This window comes from Vibrio sp. Y2-5 (genome assembly GCF_014596725.1).
Classification (GTDB): Bacteria; Pseudomonadota; Gammaproteobacteria; order Enterobacterales; family Vibrionaceae; genus Vibrio.
The window spans coordinates 1-16,816 of record NZ_JACVEG010000018.1; the positions used below are offsets into that span (position 1 = coordinate 1).

A 16,816-nucleotide genomic window follows, 5' to 3' on the forward strand; every position below is an offset into this window, starting at 1 on the left:
TCTTCCGTTCTTAGTGACTTAGGTCACTTCGGAAGAGGCGGCCATTCTAGCTGGAAATTAATTCGTGTCAAACACTTTTTTAATTTTCTTTTTTGGCCTGTTGAAGCGGCTTAGTGGCTTGCTAGCCCTTGCTGCGTCAACGAGGAGGCATTATAGGGATCCAAATCACACTGGCAAGTATTATTTTGCAAAAAATGCAAAAATAATGCTTAAGCGGAGAAAACATCACCAAAGCCTTATTTATCCAACTTTACCCAAAAGTTGAATACAAGTTATCCACAGAGTTATCCTTTTTGTTGCTTATCCAATCTCTGATCAGGCTTAATAAAAAAGCTGCGATTGCAGCTTTTTTATTGGTAGATAGAAAATTAACTAATTAAAACGGACGCTTTTCTTAGTTGTTATCTTCATGAAGACCACATTCTCGCTTCAAGCCGAAGAAACGAGTTTCCTCTTCTGCCATTCCTGGCTCCCATTTACGAGTTGTGTGGGTATCACCAACCGATAGGTAACCTTGTTCCCAAAGAGGATGGTATGGAAGGTCATTATCTTTTAGGTAATAGTGGACATCTTTATTCGTCCAATCGATAACCGGGAGAAACTTAAACACGCCATTTTGAACGGCTAATATAGGCAACGTAGCTCTAGATTGAGATTGTTCTCTGCGCAAACCTGAAAACCAAACTCCAACAGACAGCTCTTCTAAAGCTTTGCGCATTGGCTCTACTTTATTAAGACGGTTGTATTGTTCGATGCCCTCAACGCCCTTCTCCCACAGCTTACCAAAACGTGCTTCTTGCCAAGCAGGAGTCAGTTCAGACTTATAGATTTGCAAATTCAGGTTCAGACGCTGTGTTAACTCATCAATAAAGCGATAGGTTTCTGGGAACAAGTATCCTGTGTCCGTTAAAACTACAGGCACATCAGCTTTTATACTTGATACCAGATGAAGCATTAGAGCCGCTTGAATACCAAAACTTGAAGATACTGCATGAGTATCCGGTAAGTTTTCGAATGCCCATTCCACACGTTCTTGAGCCGTTAAGCTTTCGAGATAAGCATTAACTTCAGTAAGACGAAGTGTTTGTTCCACTTTTGTCAGAGTGAGCAACTCTGACAAATCAGGTACAGTGGCAGTATCAGGCATAAAAGTCCCTCTTAGATACAACAACCTCTTGAATGATTCCAGATCGGACAGTGAAATCGCCAAAGCCTTCACCAGCTTCACGCTCTTTCGACCAGCGCTCCACTAGCTGATCGATCTCTTCTAAGATCTGTTGCTCAGTGATGTTCTCTTTATACATCTTAGGAATTCGCGTACCCGCTCTGTTACCACCAAGATGCAAGTTATAACGACCAGGCGCTTTACCAACCAGACCAAGTTCCGCCAACATTGCACGACCACAGCCATTTGGACAGCCTGTGACACGCAAGATGATGTTGTCTTCTTTTGGTAGATTGTGTTTTTCGAGAATTCCCTCAACATCAGTAACAAAAGAAGGAAGGAAACGCTCTGCTTCAGCCATCGCTAACGGACACGTTGGGAAGGCCACACACGCCATTGAGTTCTTACGCTGTTCGCTGACAGAGTCATCCATCAAACCATGTTCACGAGCGATTTTCTCAATCACTTCTTTTTGTTCTGCCGGAACACCCGCAACAATTAAGTTCTGGTTAGCCGTCATACGGAAGTCACCTTGGTGAACCTTAGCAATTTCAGCTACACCCGTTTTTAGAGGCTTGCCCGGATAATCGAGTAAACGGCCATTCTCTATAAATAGAGAGAGATGGAATTTGCCATCGATACCTTCGACCCAACCAATACGGTCACCACGCTCAGTGAACTCATAAGGGCGACTTGCTTCAAACTGAATTCCAGCCCGCTTCTCGACTTCAGCTTTAAATACATCAACACCCACACGATCTAATGTGTATTTAGTTTTCGCATTCTTACGGTTTGAACGATTACCCCAATCACGCTGCGTTGTTACCACAGCCGCAGCTACGTCTAATGTTTTTTCTGCTGGAATATAACCTAAATCATCCGCACGGCGAGGATAAGTAGACGTATCACCATGAGTCATGGCTAGACCGCCGCCCACCAGCACATTGAAGCCCACCAGCTTACCGTTGTCAGCAATAGCGACAAAGCTAAGATCGTTAGCATGCACGTCGATGTCATTATGAGGTGGGATCACAACCGTTGTTTTGAACTTACGAGGAAGATAAGTGCTTCCGAGAATAGGTTCTTCGTCCGTTGTTTCTACTTTCTCACCATCTAACCAAATTTCCGCATAAGCACGAGTTTTTGGTAGTAAATGTTCACTGATTTTCGCCGCCCACTCGTAAGCTTCTTGATGTAACTCAGACTCAACAGGATTAGACGTACATAATACGTTTCGGTTTACATCGCCCGCAGTCGCAATTGAATCAATACCAATACTATTGAGAGTCTGATGCATCAGCTTAATATTTGGTTTTAATACGCCATGGAACTGGAAAGTCTGACGAGTCGTCAAACGAATACTTCCATACATAGTGTGTTCAGTGGCGAACTTGTCGATAGCTAGCCACTGTTGAGGCTGAATGATCCCGCCTGGCATACGAGCTCGCAGCATCACATTATGCAATGGTTCTAGCTTTTGCTTAGTTCGCTCGTTACGGATATCACGATCGTCTTGTTGATACATACCGTGGAAACGGATGAGCTGGAAGTTGTCTGCTGTGAATCCGCCAGTGATACGATCTTGCAGATCTTGCGCGATCGTGCCGCGTAGGAAATTACTTTCTCTTTTTAAACGCTCGTTATCCGACAGAGGGCCAAGCACTTCGCCCAATACTTCTTGGCTGCCATCGTTACTATTTTTAGTGTCAATCTTAGCGCTCATTAGTACACATCCCTTTGGTAACGTTTCGCTTTGCGAAGTTCATTTAAATACTCTTCAGCCTTTTCACGAGTCAGGCCGCCTTGTTGCTCTGCAACAATAACTAATGCTTCATGGACATCTTTCGCCATACGTGTCGCATCGCCACAGATATAGAGATACGCGTCATCTTGCAGCCACTGCCAAACTTGTTCGGCTTGCTCAAGAATTCGATGCTGAACATACACTTTCTCATGTTGGTCACGGCTAAACGCCACATCCAAACGACTCAACGATCCTGACTTGAGGTATTTCTGCCACTCTACTTGATACAAGAAATCCTGAGTAAAAGTCCTATCGCCAAAGAACAACCAGTTCTTACCTTCTGCTCCACGGTTCTCACGTTCTTGAATAAAGCTGCGGAATGGAGCAATGCCAGTGCCCGGACCAACCATGATGATCGGTGTAGAGTCATCCTGTGGCAGTTTGAAGTTGTTATTGTGTTCGATGAAAATTTTGACTTCGTCGCCCTCTTCCAGTCTGCGAGCTAAGAAGCTAGAAGCGCCGCCTTGGCGAACTTCTTCACCTTGTTCGTATTCAACGATACCGACTGTCAAATGCACTTCTTCATCCACTTCGGACTGGCTAGACGCAATAGAGTAGAGACGAGGAGTTAAACGACGTAACAGAGAAACCAACTCTTCAACCGAGAGCTTGGTTGGCTTCTCTTTTAATACATCAATAATTTGAGTGTTCGAGGCGTAGCCACGAAGTTTATCTTTATCTACGACTAGAGCTTGTAGCTTTTCACTGCCCGACAGTTCTGCAAACTTAGTGACGAACTGAGGATTTGCTGCGGTGATTTCATATTTACTAACTAAAGCACTGTGAATAGAGAGACTTTCTCCATCAACATCCACGCTTTCAACACCTGATAAGCCTACGGCTCCTGCAACCGCAGTCGCCAGTTCAGAACTGTTCTCATACCAAACACCTAGGGCGTCGCCCGGTTGATAAGTCAAACCTGAGCCTTCTAGATCAATTTCGATATGACGAACGTCTTTTCCTGAATCACGACCGGTGATTTTTTGGCTAGTCAGTAAGGTTGCTGTATACGGATTTTGTTTTGTGTATTGAGAGTGAGAAACTGATGGCTGACCCACTGGTAGTTGTACAACTTCAGCTTGAGTACTTGATAACGATTCTTTGACAATTTCAAGTACTTTAGAGCGCCACTCTGCTGCTGGCTGATCGTAATCAACATCACAGTCAACTCGGTCGATAAAGCGTTTCGCACCTAACTTCTCTAGGAATGCATCGAAGTCTTTACCTGTCTGGCAGAAAAATTCATAGCTGGAATCACCCAACCCAATCACACCATATTCCAAATTAGGCAGCTTTGGCGCTTTCTTTGATTGCAAGAATTCGTGCAACTCGAGAGCGTTATCTGGCGCTTCACCTTCACCGTTGGTTGAAGCGACGAAAATAACATGGGTCTCTTTTGCTAAGTCTTTGCCTTTATAATCACTAGCGTCAAACAGACGAACAACGATACCTGCAGCTTGAGCTTCATGCTCTAGCGCTTCTGCAACACCTTTTGCATTACCCGTTTGCGATGCATAGATGATGGTTAATTGGCTCTCTGGCTTAGCAAAAGCAGAAGCTTGAGTAAGAGGTGAGTTTGTTGTCACTGATTGAGATTGGCTTAAACCCCAAAAATAACCGCTCACCCACGCTAATTGCTGAGGTGAAAGTTGTGAAACCGTTTGTTGCAACTGGTTTAGCTGCGAGTCGTTTAGCGGGTCAGTCAAACTAACCAGCTCTTTTGGTATGGTATTTCCTGAAGACATTGTCACGACTTCCTTATTCATTGCGTGACGATAGATTAACCACTCTCCTTAATAACAAGAAAGAATAGAAGAGAATGTTTTATAACTTTTTGGAAGTAAGAAGGTAAAATTCAATCTCTATTGGATTCCACCCTGACCTGTTTAAAACCTACCGCCATGGCCGATTTCGATGCTATGTCCAAATCTGGATAGTGGCATTCTTCACCGCTAGCGTTTGTTAGCAGAACAAAACCACCCGCTTGATGACGAAATTCCACTATCCACGAGCCTTCGTGAGCGGAAGGCTCTATGATCGCCTCCACCAGCATCTTCTCTCGATACAAGTTTCTCAGTTCCGCGATTGTCATTCCCTATACTCTCACCTAGCTAAGTCCACCTCATAAGCATGGCTCAATTATGATGAAGTACTAAATAACGATAAGAAATAATTTTGTGCGGATAGATGTAAAAAAGCCACGACATGCGTGGCTTTCTATTCTGAATCTAGGATTAAAACGTAAACTGTGTACCGAGGAACCAACCATCTGCGAACACATAGGACATTTTGTTGTCTGGAGACTGTTTCGCTAAATCAGTGAATTCAAGGTCAATTACTCGGTAGCCACCACGGAAAGAGAGATCGCCATTCGCTAAAGGCACAACATACTGAACCCCTGCGATAACATCTGAACTCTTAAGGCCCGCACTATTACCAAACTCAAATTGACCAATGATGTCAAAATTGGTTTCCGGCACGGAGATTTCAGCATGTGCGTACCAGTTAAACGTCATATCATCGAACGAGTACTTCTTCCCATCTGTCGCTGTGTATTCGCTGTTCGCATACTGGGTCATCGAAATACCAGCATCGAACGTCATCAAATCACGCTCTAAAATATTGTAGTAGAAAGTGTAGTCAAGTTTATCGTAAGAAGCATAATCGGCATCCAGATTAGTGTACCTAACACCAACATTAGGTAGATATGGAAGCTGATGCTCAAATGCTACGTTCAAAACAGGAGAGTTTGCATCATCACGACGTGTATTATCAATTTTAGTACTTGGTAACCACATATCGGCGGCAACGTTCACCCCAACAGGCGAGTCGGCACACCAAACAGGAGCCGAGCCTATCATGAGTAGAGAAGTAAATACGGCTACGATAGGTTTGTTCATCCTATTTTTGCTCCAAAAAATTTTCACTAGCGAATAAACGTGATACTAGCATATTACCTATGCGGGAAAACGCATATTCGTAAGAATTAACGTGGCGCTTTATCTCCCTGACGAAAAATCCACACAATCACTGCAATCGCCAATATCCAAGGTAGCAGTTTAATCGCCATGCCAAACATGCCGAGCACCAGCATCACTAATAAAGATAGGCCAATCGCGGCAAACACACTCATAAGCGTCAGCCCTGTCACCAGCAATGTCGCCACGAACACCAATATAAAGATAATCTCAAACATCATTCACTCTCCTTTTAGCTATGCTTTTTTCATCATGCTACAGAAGTATTAGCAGTATTCATTCCAAGTTTACAACGGTTGTAATTAACTGAGTTTAAACAATAAAAAAGCCAACAAATCAAAGACTGTTGGCTCTCAATTAAATTTAGAGGCAAAACTCACTAACTAGTGGTGAAATTTACACACCCAAATCTTGGTATGGAATTTTGGCTAAAGCAGCTTCAACGACTTCAATACCAGCTCCTGCTTTATGTGCATTTTCACTGATGTGACGACGCCATTGACGCGCGCCTGGCATACTTTGGAACATGCCAAGCATATGGCGAGTGATGTGACCAAGATAAGCGCCTTGTGATAATTGCTGCTCAATATATGGGAACATTTCAAAAATAACTTCAGAACGTTTCTTAACTGGTGTATTTAAACCAAATATCTGCTGATCCACTTCAGCCAAAATATAAGGGCTTTGGTACGCTTCGCGGCCAATCATCACACCGTCTAAGTGAGATAAATGCTCTTTTGCTTCTTCTAAGCTTTTCACACCACCATTGATGGCGATGTTTAAATGAGAGAAATCTTTCTTAATTTGATATGCGCGATTGTAATCCAACGGTGGAATTTCGCGGTTCTCTTTCGGACTCAGTCCATTCAGCCAAGCTTTACGTGCATGAATCGTAAACTGCTCACAGCCACCTTTCTCTGACACTATGGAGATGAAATCTGTCAGGAACTCATACGAATCCTGATCATCAATACCAATACGTGTTTTAACTGTAACAGGTACATCAACCACATCTCTCATCGCAGCGACACAATCTGCCACTAACTGAGGCTCCGCCATTAGGCACGCACCAAAGCGACCATTCTGAACGCGGTCTGACGGACACCCTACATTGAGGTTGATTTCATCATAACCACGCTCTTGAGCCAGTTTTGCACAGTGCGCAAGATCAACTGGGTTTGAACCACCAAGTTGCAGCGCCACTGGGTGCTCTTCTTGGTTATACGCAAGAAAATCACCTTTACCGTGAATAATCGCACCGGTAGTCACCATCTCGGTATACAACAGAGTTTGCGATGTCATTAAACGATGGAAGTAACGACAATGACGGTCCGTCCAATCGAGCATAGGGGCGACTGAAAGGCGGTTAGCTTTATATGTTGAAATGTCTTTAGCAATAGTCATGATTTATATCGAATTCAGATACCGTGATGAAATACTTCGCTAGCAGATGTTAGCGACTTGCTCAGTCAAAATAGAACGAATTTATACGCTTACATTTTTGACCGAAGATAGCGTGCAAAACGGTTCCTTCGCTTTACATCCAGAGAGCGGCGATTATACACACAGAGCTAAGAAATTCATAAAAAAGCTGGCGAATGCTCACACGACAATGTCTGAAAAGTGCAAATTGTGTCAACGAGATCTACGAACAGTTGTTATATAGTATCGTTTTTTGGCGATATAAGGTAAGTTACCGCTAATCCGTTTTTATCGATACGCCATGTTCTTCAAACGTCATTATTGTAAGAATGCGCTTTATTCACTAAGAAATGGTATATCATTAAGAAAGTCCAAAGATTATGGTGATAGAATTGGACACTAAGCTAACTAAGCAAGTAGAAGAAATTTGTGCAGCACGAGGAGTCAGGCTGACCTCTCAACGTAAGCGTGTGTTTGAGCTTATTTGTGCAAGTGAAAAATCGTCAAGTGCTTATGAGTTACTGGACGATTTAAAAAAGAGTGAACCTCAGGCTAAGCCACCAACGGTCTATCGAGCGTTAGACTTCTTAATGGAGCAAGGCTTTATCCATAGAGTGGAATCCACAAACAGTTTTATTTCTTGCTGTTCTTGCAATGCACATAAGCATTTTTCACAACTATTAATTTGTGACCAGTGTGGTAATGTCGTAGAGCTACAGGATGATAATCTGATTGCCCAACTGGCAAAGAATGCTGAGCAACATGGTTTTACTATTACCAACCAAGTGATCGAATCACACGGTGTATGTAAATCCTGCTCTTCGAAATAATTTTTTGATTCAGATAGAAGAAGGTTATGCGCGCTGAATTTGTAAACCCGTTTCTAGCGTCTTTAATGAACGTTTTAAAAACGATGGCTTCTTTAGAATTGAAGCCTCAGAAGCCTCGTCTAAAGAAAGATGAGATTGCTCGCGGAGATGTCTCCGGATTAATTGGCATGGTCGGCAGTCAAACGCGTGGCTCAATGTCTATTACATTTGATGAAAACCTAGCATTAGAAATCATGCAAAATATGTTGGGTGAAAGGCCAAACGGCCTAAATGAAGAAGTCACGGATATGGTTGGTGAAATTACCAACATGGTCACGGGTGGCGCTAAACGAATTCTGGCTGAAAGCGGCTTCGATTTCGATATGGCAACGCCAGTGGTTGTTTCAGGTAAAGGGCATACGATTCGTCACAAATGTGAAGGTTCGATCATTATCATGCCGTTCTCTTCACAATGGGGTAATGCTTTCATCGAAATCTGTTTCGAATAGCAAAGTACTCCACATCCCGTTCAATTGAACTAAAAAAGGCTGATGTAAAACACATCAGCCTTTTTGCATTCTAAAACCCATGTAAAAAACACAGGCTCTAGTCAAGCTTAGCTACGCAGTTCTTTGAATGCGTTGATCAGACCGTTAGTTGAGCTGTCATGTGAAGTAATTTCAGATGCATCAGTCAACTCTGGCAGAATTTGGTTTGCTAGTTGCTTACCAAGTTCTACGCCCCATTGGTCAAATGTAAAGATGTTCCAGATGATGCCTTGCACGAAGATTTTATGTTCGTACATAGCAATCAGATTACCTAGTGAACGAGGAGTGATTTGCTTAACCAGAATAGAGTTGGTTGGGCGGTTACCTTCAAACACTTTGAAAGGAACAAGCTTCGCTACTTCTTCTGCGCTCATACCCGCTTTTTCAAGCTCAGCTTTTACAGTCTCTGCCGATTTACCAAACGCTAACGCTTCAGTTTGAGCGAAGAAGTTAGACATCAGTTTTTGGTGATGGTCGCTGGTTGGGTTGTGTGTCACTGCTGGAGCAATGAAATCACAAGGAATCATCTTAGTACCTTGGTGGATCAACTGATAGAAAGCGTGTTGACCATTGGTACCTGGTTCACCCCAAATGATTGGACCCGTTTGGTAAGTGACTGGGTTACCTTCACGATCAGTGTACTTACCATTTGATTCCATGTTGCCTTGTTGGAAGTAAGCAGCAAAACGGTGCATGTATTGATCGTATGGAAGAATCGCTTCTGATTCCGCGCCGTGGAAGTTGTTGTACCAAATGCCAATCAACGCCAAGATCACTGGAATGTTGCTTTCAAATGAAGTTTCAACGAAATGGTTATCCATTTCGTGAGCGCCCGTTAGAAGCTCTACGAAGTTCTCGTAACCAATTGAAAGAATAATAGACAGGCCGATAGCAGACCATAGTGAATAACGGCCACCAACCCAATCCCAGAAACCAAACATGTTGTCAGTATCAATACCAAACTCTGAAACAGCGCCAGCGTTAGTAGAAAGAGCCGCAAAGTGCTTAGCGACATGAGCTTCATCGCCAGCCGATTTCAAGAACCAGTCACGAGCAGAGTGCGCGTTAGTCATCGTCTCTTGAGTCGTGAAAGTCTTAGAAGCAACTAAGAATAGTGTTGTCTCTGGGTTCACTTTTTTCAACGTTTCAGCAATATGAGTACCGTCAACGTTAGAAACAAAATGCATAGTCAGATGGTTTTTGTATGGCGTTAGAGCTTCAGTCACCATGTATGGGCCTAAGTCTGAACCACCGATACCGATGTTCACAACGTCAGTAATTGCCTTACCAGTGTAACCTTTCCATTCGCCGCCAATTACACGCTCAGAGAAAGCTTTCATCTTTTCAAGTACAGCATTCACTTCTGGCATTACATCTTTACCGTAAGCCAAAACTGGCTTGTTGCTACGGTTACGTAAAGCAGTGTGAAGTACGGCACGACCTTCAGTTTGGTTAATAGCTTCGCCACTGAACATCGCTTGAATCGCGCCTTTTACGTCAGTTTCTTCAGCTAATGCAAACAAGTGTTTCATCGTCTCTTCGTTTACAAGGTTCTTTGAATAATCGACAAGAATGTCGCTACCAAATTTTGCTGAATACTTAGCGAAACGCTCACTATCTTCTGCGAACAAAGATTTAAGGTTCATGCCTTGCACTGACTCAAAATGCGCAGTCAGAGCTTTCCAAGCTTGAGTTTGCGTTGGATTGATGTTTTTCAACATGGTATCTATCCCGATATGACTGTAGGTTTTGTTCAAACAATCTTAGCCTCTCTTCATCGATGAAGCGCAGGTGATTGTTCGACCCCCGATTAATAAAAATAAAAAGTAAAAAGGCTACCAACAAGAGTAGCAAAAAATGTAATTAATTTTCAGTAGATAATTATGACTCAGCCTTTAATCACTCGCTTTGAGTTAAGTCAGTAAAGAGCCGCAGCTAACGCCATAATTATTATCGTAAGGCGCTCACCATAACGCTAAACTATCGGTTTGCCAATTAGATTATGGAACTCGGAAATGTGGACACAAACTCATATTCATTTGCCTTCATACCCTAGAGGTTTTCACTTAATAACCGACGAAGTTGAACGTCAGTTACCCGATCTGAAGAAAATTTCAGTTGGCATCGTACATCTGTTTATTCAGCATACTTCTGCAAGCTTAACCATTAACGAAAATGCGGACCCGACCGTACGTTCTGATATGGAACAGCACTTCAATCACTTTGTTCCAGAAAGAGCGCCATACTACGTGCATACATACGAAGGTGATGATGATATGCCAGCCCATATAAAAGCATCGCTACTGGGATCAAGCGTCACAATCCCAATTTCAAATGGGCGACTGGCATTAGGAACTTGGCAGGGAATCTATCTTGGAGAGCATCGTAACCACGGTGGAAAAAGAAGAGTGATTGCAACTATTCAGGGCGAATAAACAAAAACAGCAGGTTGATTAGCCTGCTGTTTTCTACTACGAATAAATGATAACTATGTGATTGGGGGGCGAATGAGTGCAGCCCATCTAGAATTTCAAATAGGTGGGATGATGATTATTCGTTGTCGAAATCGAATGCCGGTCCCGCATAGTTATCAAATCGCGAATACTGACCTTGGAATGTCAGACGTACCGAACCGATAGGACCGTTACGCTGTTTACCGATAATGATTTCAGCCGTACCTTTCAGAGCACTATCCGGGTGGTAAACCTCATCACGATAAATAAACATGATTAAGTCCGCATCCTGCTCGATAGAGCCCGATTCACGTAAGTCCGAGTTAACCGGACGCTTATCAGCACGTTGCTCAAGAGAGCGGTTAAGCTGAGAAAGTGCTACCACAGGTACGTTCAGCTCTTTAGCTAACGCTTTCAGTGAGCGCGAAATTTCCGCGATTTCTAAAGTACGGTTATCAGACAAAGCAGGTACACGCATTAACTGCAGGTAGTCGACCATGATAAGTGATAAACCACCACGATCACGAGCAATTCGTCTTGCACGAGAGCGAACTTCCGTAGGCGTCAGACCTGAGCTGTCATCGATGTACATGTTTTTCTTCTCCATCAAAATCCCCATGGTAGAAGAAATACGCGCCCAATCCTCGTCATCTAATTGACCTGTACGAATCTTGGTTTGGTCAACGCGAGACAGAGAAGCGAGCATACGCATCATGATTTGTTCGGCTGGCATTTCTAGAGAGAAGATCAAAACCGGTTTGTCTTGCTCCATCGCTGCGTTTTCACATAAGTTCATCGCAAAGGTCGTTTTACCCATCGATGGACGAGCCGCGACAATAACCAAGTCTGAACCTTGAAGACCCGCTGTTTTCTTGTTTAGGTCACTAAAACCAGTGTTTACACCTGTAACACCGTCTTGTGGACTCTTATAAAGTAGCTCGATTCGCTCTAGAGTCTTCTCAAGAATGTTATCTACGTTCTGAGGGCCTTCATTTTCATTGGTGCGAGCCTCAGCAATCGCGAAAACTTTACTTTCGGCTAAATCAAGTAGATCTTCTGAACTGCGTCCCTGAGGATCATAACCAGCATCCGCAATCTCATTCGCAACACCAATCAGGTTACGAACCAGAGCGCGTTCAGCCACAATTTCAGCATAAGCGTTAATGTTTGCCGCACTCGGAGTGTTCTTAGCAAGATCGGCCAAGTAAGCAAATCCACCAACATCTTCCAGTTGCTCACGTTGCTCTAAGTATTCCGAAAGCGTAATCAGATCGAGAGGTTTGCCAGCCTCAAGAATGGATTTTACTGCATCAAAGATATGTCGATGCGGGCGGCTGTAGAAGTCAGAAGACACAACACGCTCAGAAACGGTATCCCAACGTTCATTATCCAGAAGCAGGCCACCGATAACCGACTGTTCAGCTTCCAATGAATGAGGTGGAACTTTGATAGCATCAACTTGTGTATCTACAGTTTTACGATATCGATTCTCTATACGGGGTTCTGCCATTATCTTACTCAATAATTCTGGGGCCGGATTTGGCCTTAAGAGGTGAATTGCCTTAGAGCTATACCCTAAATTGCCGTTTATTATACCCAAGTCCCTTCAATATGCGAGAGCGTGGGCAGATGCGCTTAAAAACAAAGACACTGATGGCATTTGTATTGTTGTAATGTTCAATAAAAGCAGTACCTTCCCATTAGTAATTGGGCATATTTCATCTTCTATTGGCGGATTTTTCCTAATCTCACAGCCAATCCTCTACTTTCAATATCCTTTGATGCAGAATTAACGTTAATCTGACTAAAGAACCATCAGCTGCATTTATGATTTGCGGCCTATTATGATTCACCGAGGTACTCTGTGTCCAAACTGTGGCTTCTCAGTATTAGCTTGCTAGCGTTCAATGCAGCTTATGCAACGGAAGATGCGAACAAAGATAAGGACATTGAAGTGCCTTCCCCATGGGATACCCAAGTTGAGTTTGGCTATCAAGCTCACTCAGGCAACACCACATCTGAAGCTCTGAATTCACGCCTAAAATCGGAGTACACATCAGGTCGCTACCGAACGACAGGTGACTGGAAATTCTATCGCCTCGAAAAAAATGGCAAAGAAACCAAACGCCAAACCACTTATTCACTACAAAGTGACTATAAGCTGGGTTCAGATACTTATCTTTACAGTAGCTTCAAAGGCATGGATTCACAGTACACTGCCTACTTCAAAGACTTCACAGTATCCGGTGGTTTGGGTTATCAGGTTGCAAACAGTAAAGACTTGCTGCTTGAAGTAGAAATAGGACCGGGTTATCGATATCAGGAACCCAATCTAGATGAGATAGATGACGATGACATCGTCTTTCCAGATGTGGTGAAAGAGCCCATTTTCCGTACCAACATTCGAGGGAATTGGCAGGTCGTGAAAAACCTGAAGCTCGGTATCGACATCACTCATATCACAGGTAAAAGTAACACCATGTGGGATAGTGATATCAGTATTACTAACAATATCACTGATGACATTGCGTTGAAGCTGAGCCAGTCTCGTCAATATCACGACAAAGTGCCAGAAGGCTTAAGCAAAGCAGACAGTATATTTTCGATCAACTTACTGTTTATCTTCTAGAACATCGCAAATTTCAGACATAAAAAAACACCAGCCGAGGCTGGTGTTTTTCAACTTGCGTAAACTGAATTACTCAGCAACAACTTGTAGTTTAACTTCAGCAAAAACTTCAGAGTGAAGTTGAACGCTGATTTCGAACTCACCAGTGTTACGTAGAGCGCCTTCAGGTAGACGAACTTCGCTCTTAGTTACTGCAACGCCAGCCGCTGTGATAGCGTCAGCGATATCGCGAGTACCGATAGAACCGAATAGTTTACCTTCGTCACCAGCTTTAGAAGCGATAACAACAGCTTCTAGTGCGTTAACTTGGTCAGCACGAGCTTGAGCAGCAGCTAGTTGCTCAGCAACTTTAGCTTCTAGCTCAGCACGACGGCCTTCAAACATTTCAACGTTAGCTTTAGTTGCCATTACAGCCTTACCTTGTGGGATAAGGAAGTTACGAGCATAACCAGATTTAACGTTTACAGTATCGCCAAGACCACCTAGGTTACCGATTTTATCAAGTAGAATAACTTGCATTGCTTAATCCTCTTTCTAATAAACGGTGCCGATTACTGATGTTTGTCAGTGTATGGCAGAATAGCTAGGTAGCGAGCACGTTTGATTGCGCGAGCTAGCTGACGCTGGTATTTAGCGCTAGTACCAGTGATACGACTAGGTACGATTTTGCCAGCTTCAGTGATGTAGTTTTTAAGAGTTGCTACATCTTTGTAGTCAATCTCTTGTACGCCTTCTGCAGTAAAACGGCAGAATTTACGACGACGGAAGAAACGAGCCATGGGCTATCTCCTGATCTAAATTTGAATAATGTTGTCGGCATGTAGTACTAGTTTCCCCAAGCCATTTCGGCCGGTTTGATAAGCAACAAAGCCACTTACCTGAATACTACTGCCTTGTACTAAGTCTTGAGTTAAGATTTTTGACCTCTGCCCACTCACTACCACCGGAATTCGACAATAAACTTGTCGCGGGAAGTCAGCTTCAACCACCGTAGAGCGATGCTCTAGCCAAAAATGACAGTGTTCAACACCCGATGGACTTTGGCTTCGAATCGGAGGTTTAGCGACTGAGCCACTTAACTCCATTCGATTGGTCATAAATTCAATTACTCAGAAGCAGCTTCTTCTGAACGCTCTTCAAACTGTTCGCGACGAGGAGCACGCTCTTCTTTCGCTTTTAGCATGATTGAAGGTTCAGTGATCGCTGATTTAGTACGCATGATCATGTTACGTAGAACTGCATCGTTGAAACGGAAAGCAGTTTCTAGCTCGTCAATCACAGCTTGATCAGCTTCAACGTTCATTAGAACGTAGTGAGCTTTGTGTAGCTTGTTGATTGGGTAAGCCATTTGACGACGACCCCAATCTTCTAGACGGTGTACTTTACCGCCAGCTTCAGTGATAGAACCAGTGTAACGCTCGATCATGCCTGCAACTTGCTCGCTTTGATCAGGGTGCACCATGAATACGATTTCGTAATGACGCATTTATTGCTCCTTACGGATTATTAGCTTCCAAAGTTGGCCCGGTCATCCACAGGAAGCAAGGAACTAATGATAATTGACCGAGAATAAAGGAGCACGAATAGTACAGAATGTCAGCAGTGTTAGCAAGGGAAATTATGAGGGAGAAGTGAGAATTAAATCGCTAGCGAGGATAGATTCTCGCCAGCGTTAAAAGGATTAATCTTCATCGACAAATTGAGCCTGAAGATAATTTTCGATACCTGTTTTTTCAATCAGGCCAAGCTGGGTTTCAAGCCAGTCGACATGTTCTTCTTCATCTTCCAAAATGTCTAAGAAAAGATCCCGAGACACATAATCACGAATGTCTTCTGCATAGGCTATTGCATCTTTCAAATCTGGAATAGCAGCCATCTCTAGCTTGAGATCGCATTCAAGCATCTCTCTGGTATCTTCACCTATCATCAACTTACCGAGGTCTTGAAGGTTTGGTAAACCTTCCAAAAACAAAATCCGTTCGATTAGGTGATCTGCATGTTTCATTTCATCAATGGATTCATGGTACTCCTTGTCGGCGAGATGCTTTAATCCCCAATCTTTGTACATACGCGCATGTAAAAAGTATTGGTTGATAGCCACTAGCTCATTACCAAGAATTTTATTGAGATGTTGGATTATTATTGGATCGCCTTTCATAACAAAGCCCTCCTCTTTGGCTCTATTAACTTTAGAACCAATTAAGAGAGAGTCAAAAAATGTGTAGGCTATGTATGACCTTCAGCCACGCAGTATTTTTAACTAGCTTGCCTGCTGCAGTTGAACGACTTCAACTTCACTTAAGATTTCTTTTGCCTGACGTACACACTTACCACATTGGGAACCCAGAGGAGTGCATTGTCTGATACCACGTATATCAGTAACCCCCTGCTCAATAGCAAGCTTCTTTATTTTCTTATCCGAAATACCGTGACACAAACAAACGTACATACAGCAACCTTACTAATCGACCTTTGAACGAAATATAAAAAAGAATCGTTCGCATTACTAGTAAGTTTTAACCGTTATTCAGATCGTTTAGTTATAAAAAAGGTGGCGAATTCAGAGAAGAAAACACTTAGCCGTATATCCATCAAGAGCATGGAATATAAGCATCTGTTTTTAAGAAAGTTATGGATAGATGAACGAATAGAGATAGATAGAATTCTTATAACTAACGCAGATTGTTTAGTTAAAACAGGCCTGTAGTTAAAAAAGCAAAAGGGAAGCCGAAGCTTCCCTTTTTAGTTGCGAGGTTCGCAGTAAAATTACGCGATTAAGCGATAACTTTAGCTACAACACCAGCACCAACTGTACGGCCACCTTCGCGGATCGCGAAACGTAGACCTTCATCCATTGCGATTGGAGCGATTAGCTCAACAACCATTTGGATGTTGTCACCAGGCATTACCATTTCTACGCCTTCTGGTAGAGAGATATCACCAGTTACGTCAGTTGTACGGAAGTAGAACTGTGGACGGTAGCCTTTGAAGAACGGAGTATGACGGCC

Annotated in this window: 19 protein-coding genes and 1 pseudogene; 4 read left to right on the forward strand and 16 right to left on the reverse strand. The window is 43.1% G+C overall.

Annotated elements, in window-relative coordinates:
* Positions 1 to 394 precede the first annotated feature (394 nt).
* The 7 genes from HUO09_RS21355 to dusA form a co-directional block, all read right to left on the reverse strand.
* Entirely contained in the window at positions 395 to 1,147 is a 753-nt protein-coding gene (locus HUO09_RS21355; RefSeq protein WP_188235241.1) for a phosphoadenylyl-sulfate reductase, read from the reverse strand.
* Positions 1,140 to 2,888 carry an assimilatory sulfite reductase (NADPH) hemoprotein subunit gene (gene cysI, locus HUO09_RS21360; protein WP_188235242.1) on the reverse strand — a complete coding sequence of 583 codons (1,749 nt, stop codon included), beginning with the start codon at positions 2,886 to 2,888 and terminating at the stop codon, positions 1,140 to 1,142. Before cysI ends, HUO09_RS21355 begins: the two co-directional genes overlap by 8 nt.
* A complete protein-coding gene (locus tag HUO09_RS21365) occupies positions 2,888 to 4,735 on the reverse strand; it encodes an assimilatory sulfite reductase (NADPH) flavoprotein subunit (RefSeq protein ID WP_188235243.1) in 1,848 nt (615 codons plus the stop codon). Before HUO09_RS21365 ends, cysI begins: the two co-directional genes overlap by 1 nt.
* Before the next feature lie 89 nt (positions 4,736 to 4,824).
* Entirely contained in the window at positions 4,825 to 5,061 is a 237-nt protein-coding gene (locus HUO09_RS21370) for a hypothetical protein (RefSeq protein ID WP_167413305.1), read from the reverse strand.
* Positions 5,062 to 5,203: 142 nt separating this feature from the next.
* Positions 5,204 to 5,830 (reverse strand): TIGR04219 family outer membrane beta-barrel protein, encoded by a 627-nt coding sequence (locus HUO09_RS21375; RefSeq protein WP_223159524.1) that lies wholly within the window; start codon positions 5,828 to 5,830, stop codon positions 5,204 to 5,206.
* Between the two features lie 125 nt (positions 5,831 to 5,955).
* Positions 5,956 to 6,165, reverse strand: coding sequence for an envelope stress response protein PspG (gene pspG, locus HUO09_RS21380; protein WP_042490308.1), 210 nt, complete (start codon positions 6,163 to 6,165; stop codon positions 5,956 to 5,958).
* Between the two features lie 178 nt (positions 6,166 to 6,343).
* Positions 6,344 to 7,351: a tRNA dihydrouridine(20/20a) synthase DusA gene (gene dusA / locus HUO09_RS21385; RefSeq protein ID WP_188235244.1), complete on the reverse strand. Its 1,008-nt coding sequence runs from the start codon at positions 7,349 to 7,351 to the stop codon at positions 6,344 to 6,346.
* A 398-nt stretch (positions 7,352 to 7,749) separates the two neighbouring features.
* On the opposite strand from dusA, the gene zur reads away from it, so the two are divergent.
* Together zur and HUO09_RS21395 are read left to right on the forward strand one after the other, a co-directional pair.
* Positions 7,750 to 8,199, forward strand: coding sequence for a zinc uptake transcriptional repressor Zur (gene zur / locus HUO09_RS21390; protein WP_167413302.1), 450 nt, complete (start codon positions 7,750 to 7,752; stop codon positions 8,197 to 8,199).
* Between the two features lie 26 nt (positions 8,200 to 8,225).
* Complete coding sequence (locus tag HUO09_RS21395) at positions 8,226 to 8,687, forward strand: chemotaxis protein CheX (protein ID WP_042490288.1); 462 nt, start codon at positions 8,226 to 8,228, stop codon at positions 8,685 to 8,687.
* Between the two features lie 107 nt (positions 8,688 to 8,794).
* Here the strand turns inward: HUO09_RS21395 and pgi are convergent, their stop codons facing one another.
* Positions 8,795 to 10,447, reverse strand: a complete 1,653-nt coding sequence (gene pgi, locus HUO09_RS21400) for a glucose-6-phosphate isomerase (protein ID WP_167413309.1) — start codon at positions 10,445 to 10,447, stop codon at positions 8,795 to 8,797.
* Positions 10,448 to 10,741: 294 nt separating this feature from the next.
* Between pgi and HUO09_RS21405 the strand changes: the two genes are divergently transcribed.
* Positions 10,742 to 11,161 (forward strand): secondary thiamine-phosphate synthase enzyme YjbQ, encoded by a 420-nt coding sequence (locus HUO09_RS21405; RefSeq protein WP_167413301.1) that lies wholly within the window; start codon positions 10,742 to 10,744, stop codon positions 11,159 to 11,161.
* A 115-nt stretch (positions 11,162 to 11,276) separates the two neighbouring features.
* Here the strand turns inward: HUO09_RS21405 and HUO09_RS21410 are convergent, their stop codons facing one another.
* Complete coding sequence (locus HUO09_RS21410) at positions 11,277 to 12,689, reverse strand: replicative DNA helicase (RefSeq protein ID WP_188235245.1); 1,413 nt, start codon at positions 12,687 to 12,689, stop codon at positions 11,277 to 11,279.
* A 354-nt stretch (positions 12,690 to 13,043) separates the two neighbouring features.
* Here HUO09_RS21410 and HUO09_RS21415 point away from each other — a divergent pair, with 354 nt between their 5' ends.
* Positions 13,044 to 13,808, forward strand: coding sequence for a DUF481 domain-containing protein (locus HUO09_RS21415; protein WP_167413299.1), 765 nt, complete (start codon positions 13,044 to 13,046; stop codon positions 13,806 to 13,808).
* Between the two features lie 69 nt (positions 13,809 to 13,877).
* Here the strand turns inward: HUO09_RS21415 and rplI are convergent, their stop codons facing one another.
* The 7 genes and pseudogenes from rplI to tuf form a co-directional block, all read right to left on the reverse strand.
* Positions 13,878 to 14,327, reverse strand: a complete 450-nt coding sequence (gene rplI / locus HUO09_RS21420) for a 50S ribosomal protein L9 (RefSeq protein WP_042490280.1) — start codon at positions 14,325 to 14,327, stop codon at positions 13,878 to 13,880.
* 32 nt (positions 14,328 to 14,359) lie between these two features.
* The gene (gene rpsR, locus HUO09_RS21425; protein WP_042490278.1) at positions 14,360 to 14,587 is read right to left on the reverse strand and encodes a 30S ribosomal protein S18; all 228 of its coding nucleotides are present in this window, start codon (positions 14,585 to 14,587) and stop codon (positions 14,360 to 14,362) included.
* 15 nt (positions 14,588 to 14,602) lie between these two features.
* Positions 14,603 to 14,905: a primosomal replication protein N gene (gene priB / locus HUO09_RS21430; protein ID WP_102943069.1), complete on the reverse strand. Its 303-nt coding sequence runs from the start codon at positions 14,903 to 14,905 to the stop codon at positions 14,603 to 14,605.
* A gap of 8 nt (positions 14,906 to 14,913) precedes the next feature.
* The gene (rpsF, locus tag HUO09_RS21435) at positions 14,914 to 15,294 is read right to left on the reverse strand and encodes a 30S ribosomal protein S6 (RefSeq protein ID WP_167413298.1); all 381 of its coding nucleotides are present in this window, start codon (positions 15,292 to 15,294) and stop codon (positions 14,914 to 14,916) included.
* A gap of 195 nt (positions 15,295 to 15,489) precedes the next feature.
* Positions 15,490 to 15,966, reverse strand: coding sequence for a bacterioferritin (gene bfr / locus HUO09_RS21440; protein ID WP_167413297.1), 477 nt, complete (start codon positions 15,964 to 15,966; stop codon positions 15,490 to 15,492).
* A 102-nt stretch (positions 15,967 to 16,068) separates the two neighbouring features.
* Positions 16,069 to 16,257: a (2Fe-2S)-binding protein gene (locus HUO09_RS21445; RefSeq protein WP_167413296.1), complete on the reverse strand. Its 189-nt coding sequence runs from the start codon at positions 16,255 to 16,257 to the stop codon at positions 16,069 to 16,071.
* 325 nt (positions 16,258 to 16,582) lie between these two features.
* A pseudogene (gene tuf / locus HUO09_RS21450) lies at positions 16,583 to 16,816 on the reverse strand (elongation factor Tu); the annotation flags it as partial.

Bases quoted from the DNA above. Each gene is read 5' to 3' on its own strand.
- HUO09_RS21410 (WP_188235245.1), bottom strand. From the start codon at position 12,689: ATGGCAGAACCCCGTATAGAGAATCGATATCGTAAAACTGTAGATACA.
- priB (WP_102943069.1), bottom strand. From the start codon at position 14,905: ATGACCAATCGAATGGAGTTAAGTGGCTCAGTCGCTAAACCTCCGATT.
- bfr (WP_167413297.1), bottom strand. From the start codon at position 15,966: ATGAAAGGCGATCCAATAATAATCCAACATCTCAATAAAATTCTTGGT.
- dusA (WP_188235244.1), bottom strand. From the start codon at position 7,351: ATGACTATTGCTAAAGACATTTCAACATATAAAGCTAACCGCCTTTCA.
- HUO09_RS21395 (WP_042490288.1), top strand. From the start codon at position 8,226: ATGCGCGCTGAATTTGTAAACCCGTTTCTAGCGTCTTTAATGAACGTT.
- pspG (WP_042490308.1), bottom strand. From the start codon at position 6,165: ATGTTTGAGATTATCTTTATATTGGTGTTCGTGGCGACATTGCTGGTG.
- cysI (WP_188235242.1), bottom strand. From the start codon at position 2,888: ATGAGCGCTAAGATTGACACTAAAAATAGTAACGATGGCAGCCAAGAA.
- HUO09_RS21445 (WP_167413296.1), bottom strand. From the start codon at position 16,257: ATGTACGTTTGTTTGTGTCACGGTATTTCGGATAAGAAAATAAAGAAG.
- HUO09_RS21370 (WP_167413305.1), bottom strand. From the start codon at position 5,061: ATGACAATCGCGGAACTGAGAAACTTGTATCGAGAGAAGATGCTGGTG.
- HUO09_RS21355 (WP_188235241.1), bottom strand. From the start codon at position 1,147: ATGCCTGATACTGCCACTGTACCTGATTTGTCAGAGTTGCTCACTCTG.
- HUO09_RS21375 (WP_223159524.1), bottom strand. From the start codon at position 5,830: ATGATAGGCTCGGCTCCTGTTTGGTGTGCCGACTCGCCTGTTGGGGTG.
- HUO09_RS21365 (WP_188235243.1), bottom strand. From the start codon at position 4,735: ATGAATAAGGAAGTCGTGACAATGTCTTCAGGAAATACCATACCAAAA.
- zur (WP_167413302.1), top strand. From the start codon at position 7,750: ATGGTGATAGAATTGGACACTAAGCTAACTAAGCAAGTAGAAGAAATT.
- HUO09_RS21405 (WP_167413301.1), top strand. From the start codon at position 10,742: ATGTGGACACAAACTCATATTCATTTGCCTTCATACCCTAGAGGTTTT.
- pgi (WP_167413309.1), bottom strand. From the start codon at position 10,447: ATGTTGAAAAACATCAATCCAACGCAAACTCAAGCTTGGAAAGCTCTG.
- rpsR (WP_042490278.1), bottom strand. From the start codon at position 14,587: ATGGCTCGTTTCTTCCGTCGTCGTAAATTCTGCCGTTTTACTGCAGAA.
- rpsF (WP_167413298.1), bottom strand. From the start codon at position 15,294: ATGCGTCATTACGAAATCGTATTCATGGTGCACCCTGATCAAAGCGAG.
- rplI (WP_042490280.1), bottom strand. From the start codon at position 14,327: ATGCAAGTTATTCTACTTGATAAAATCGGTAACCTAGGTGGTCTTGGC.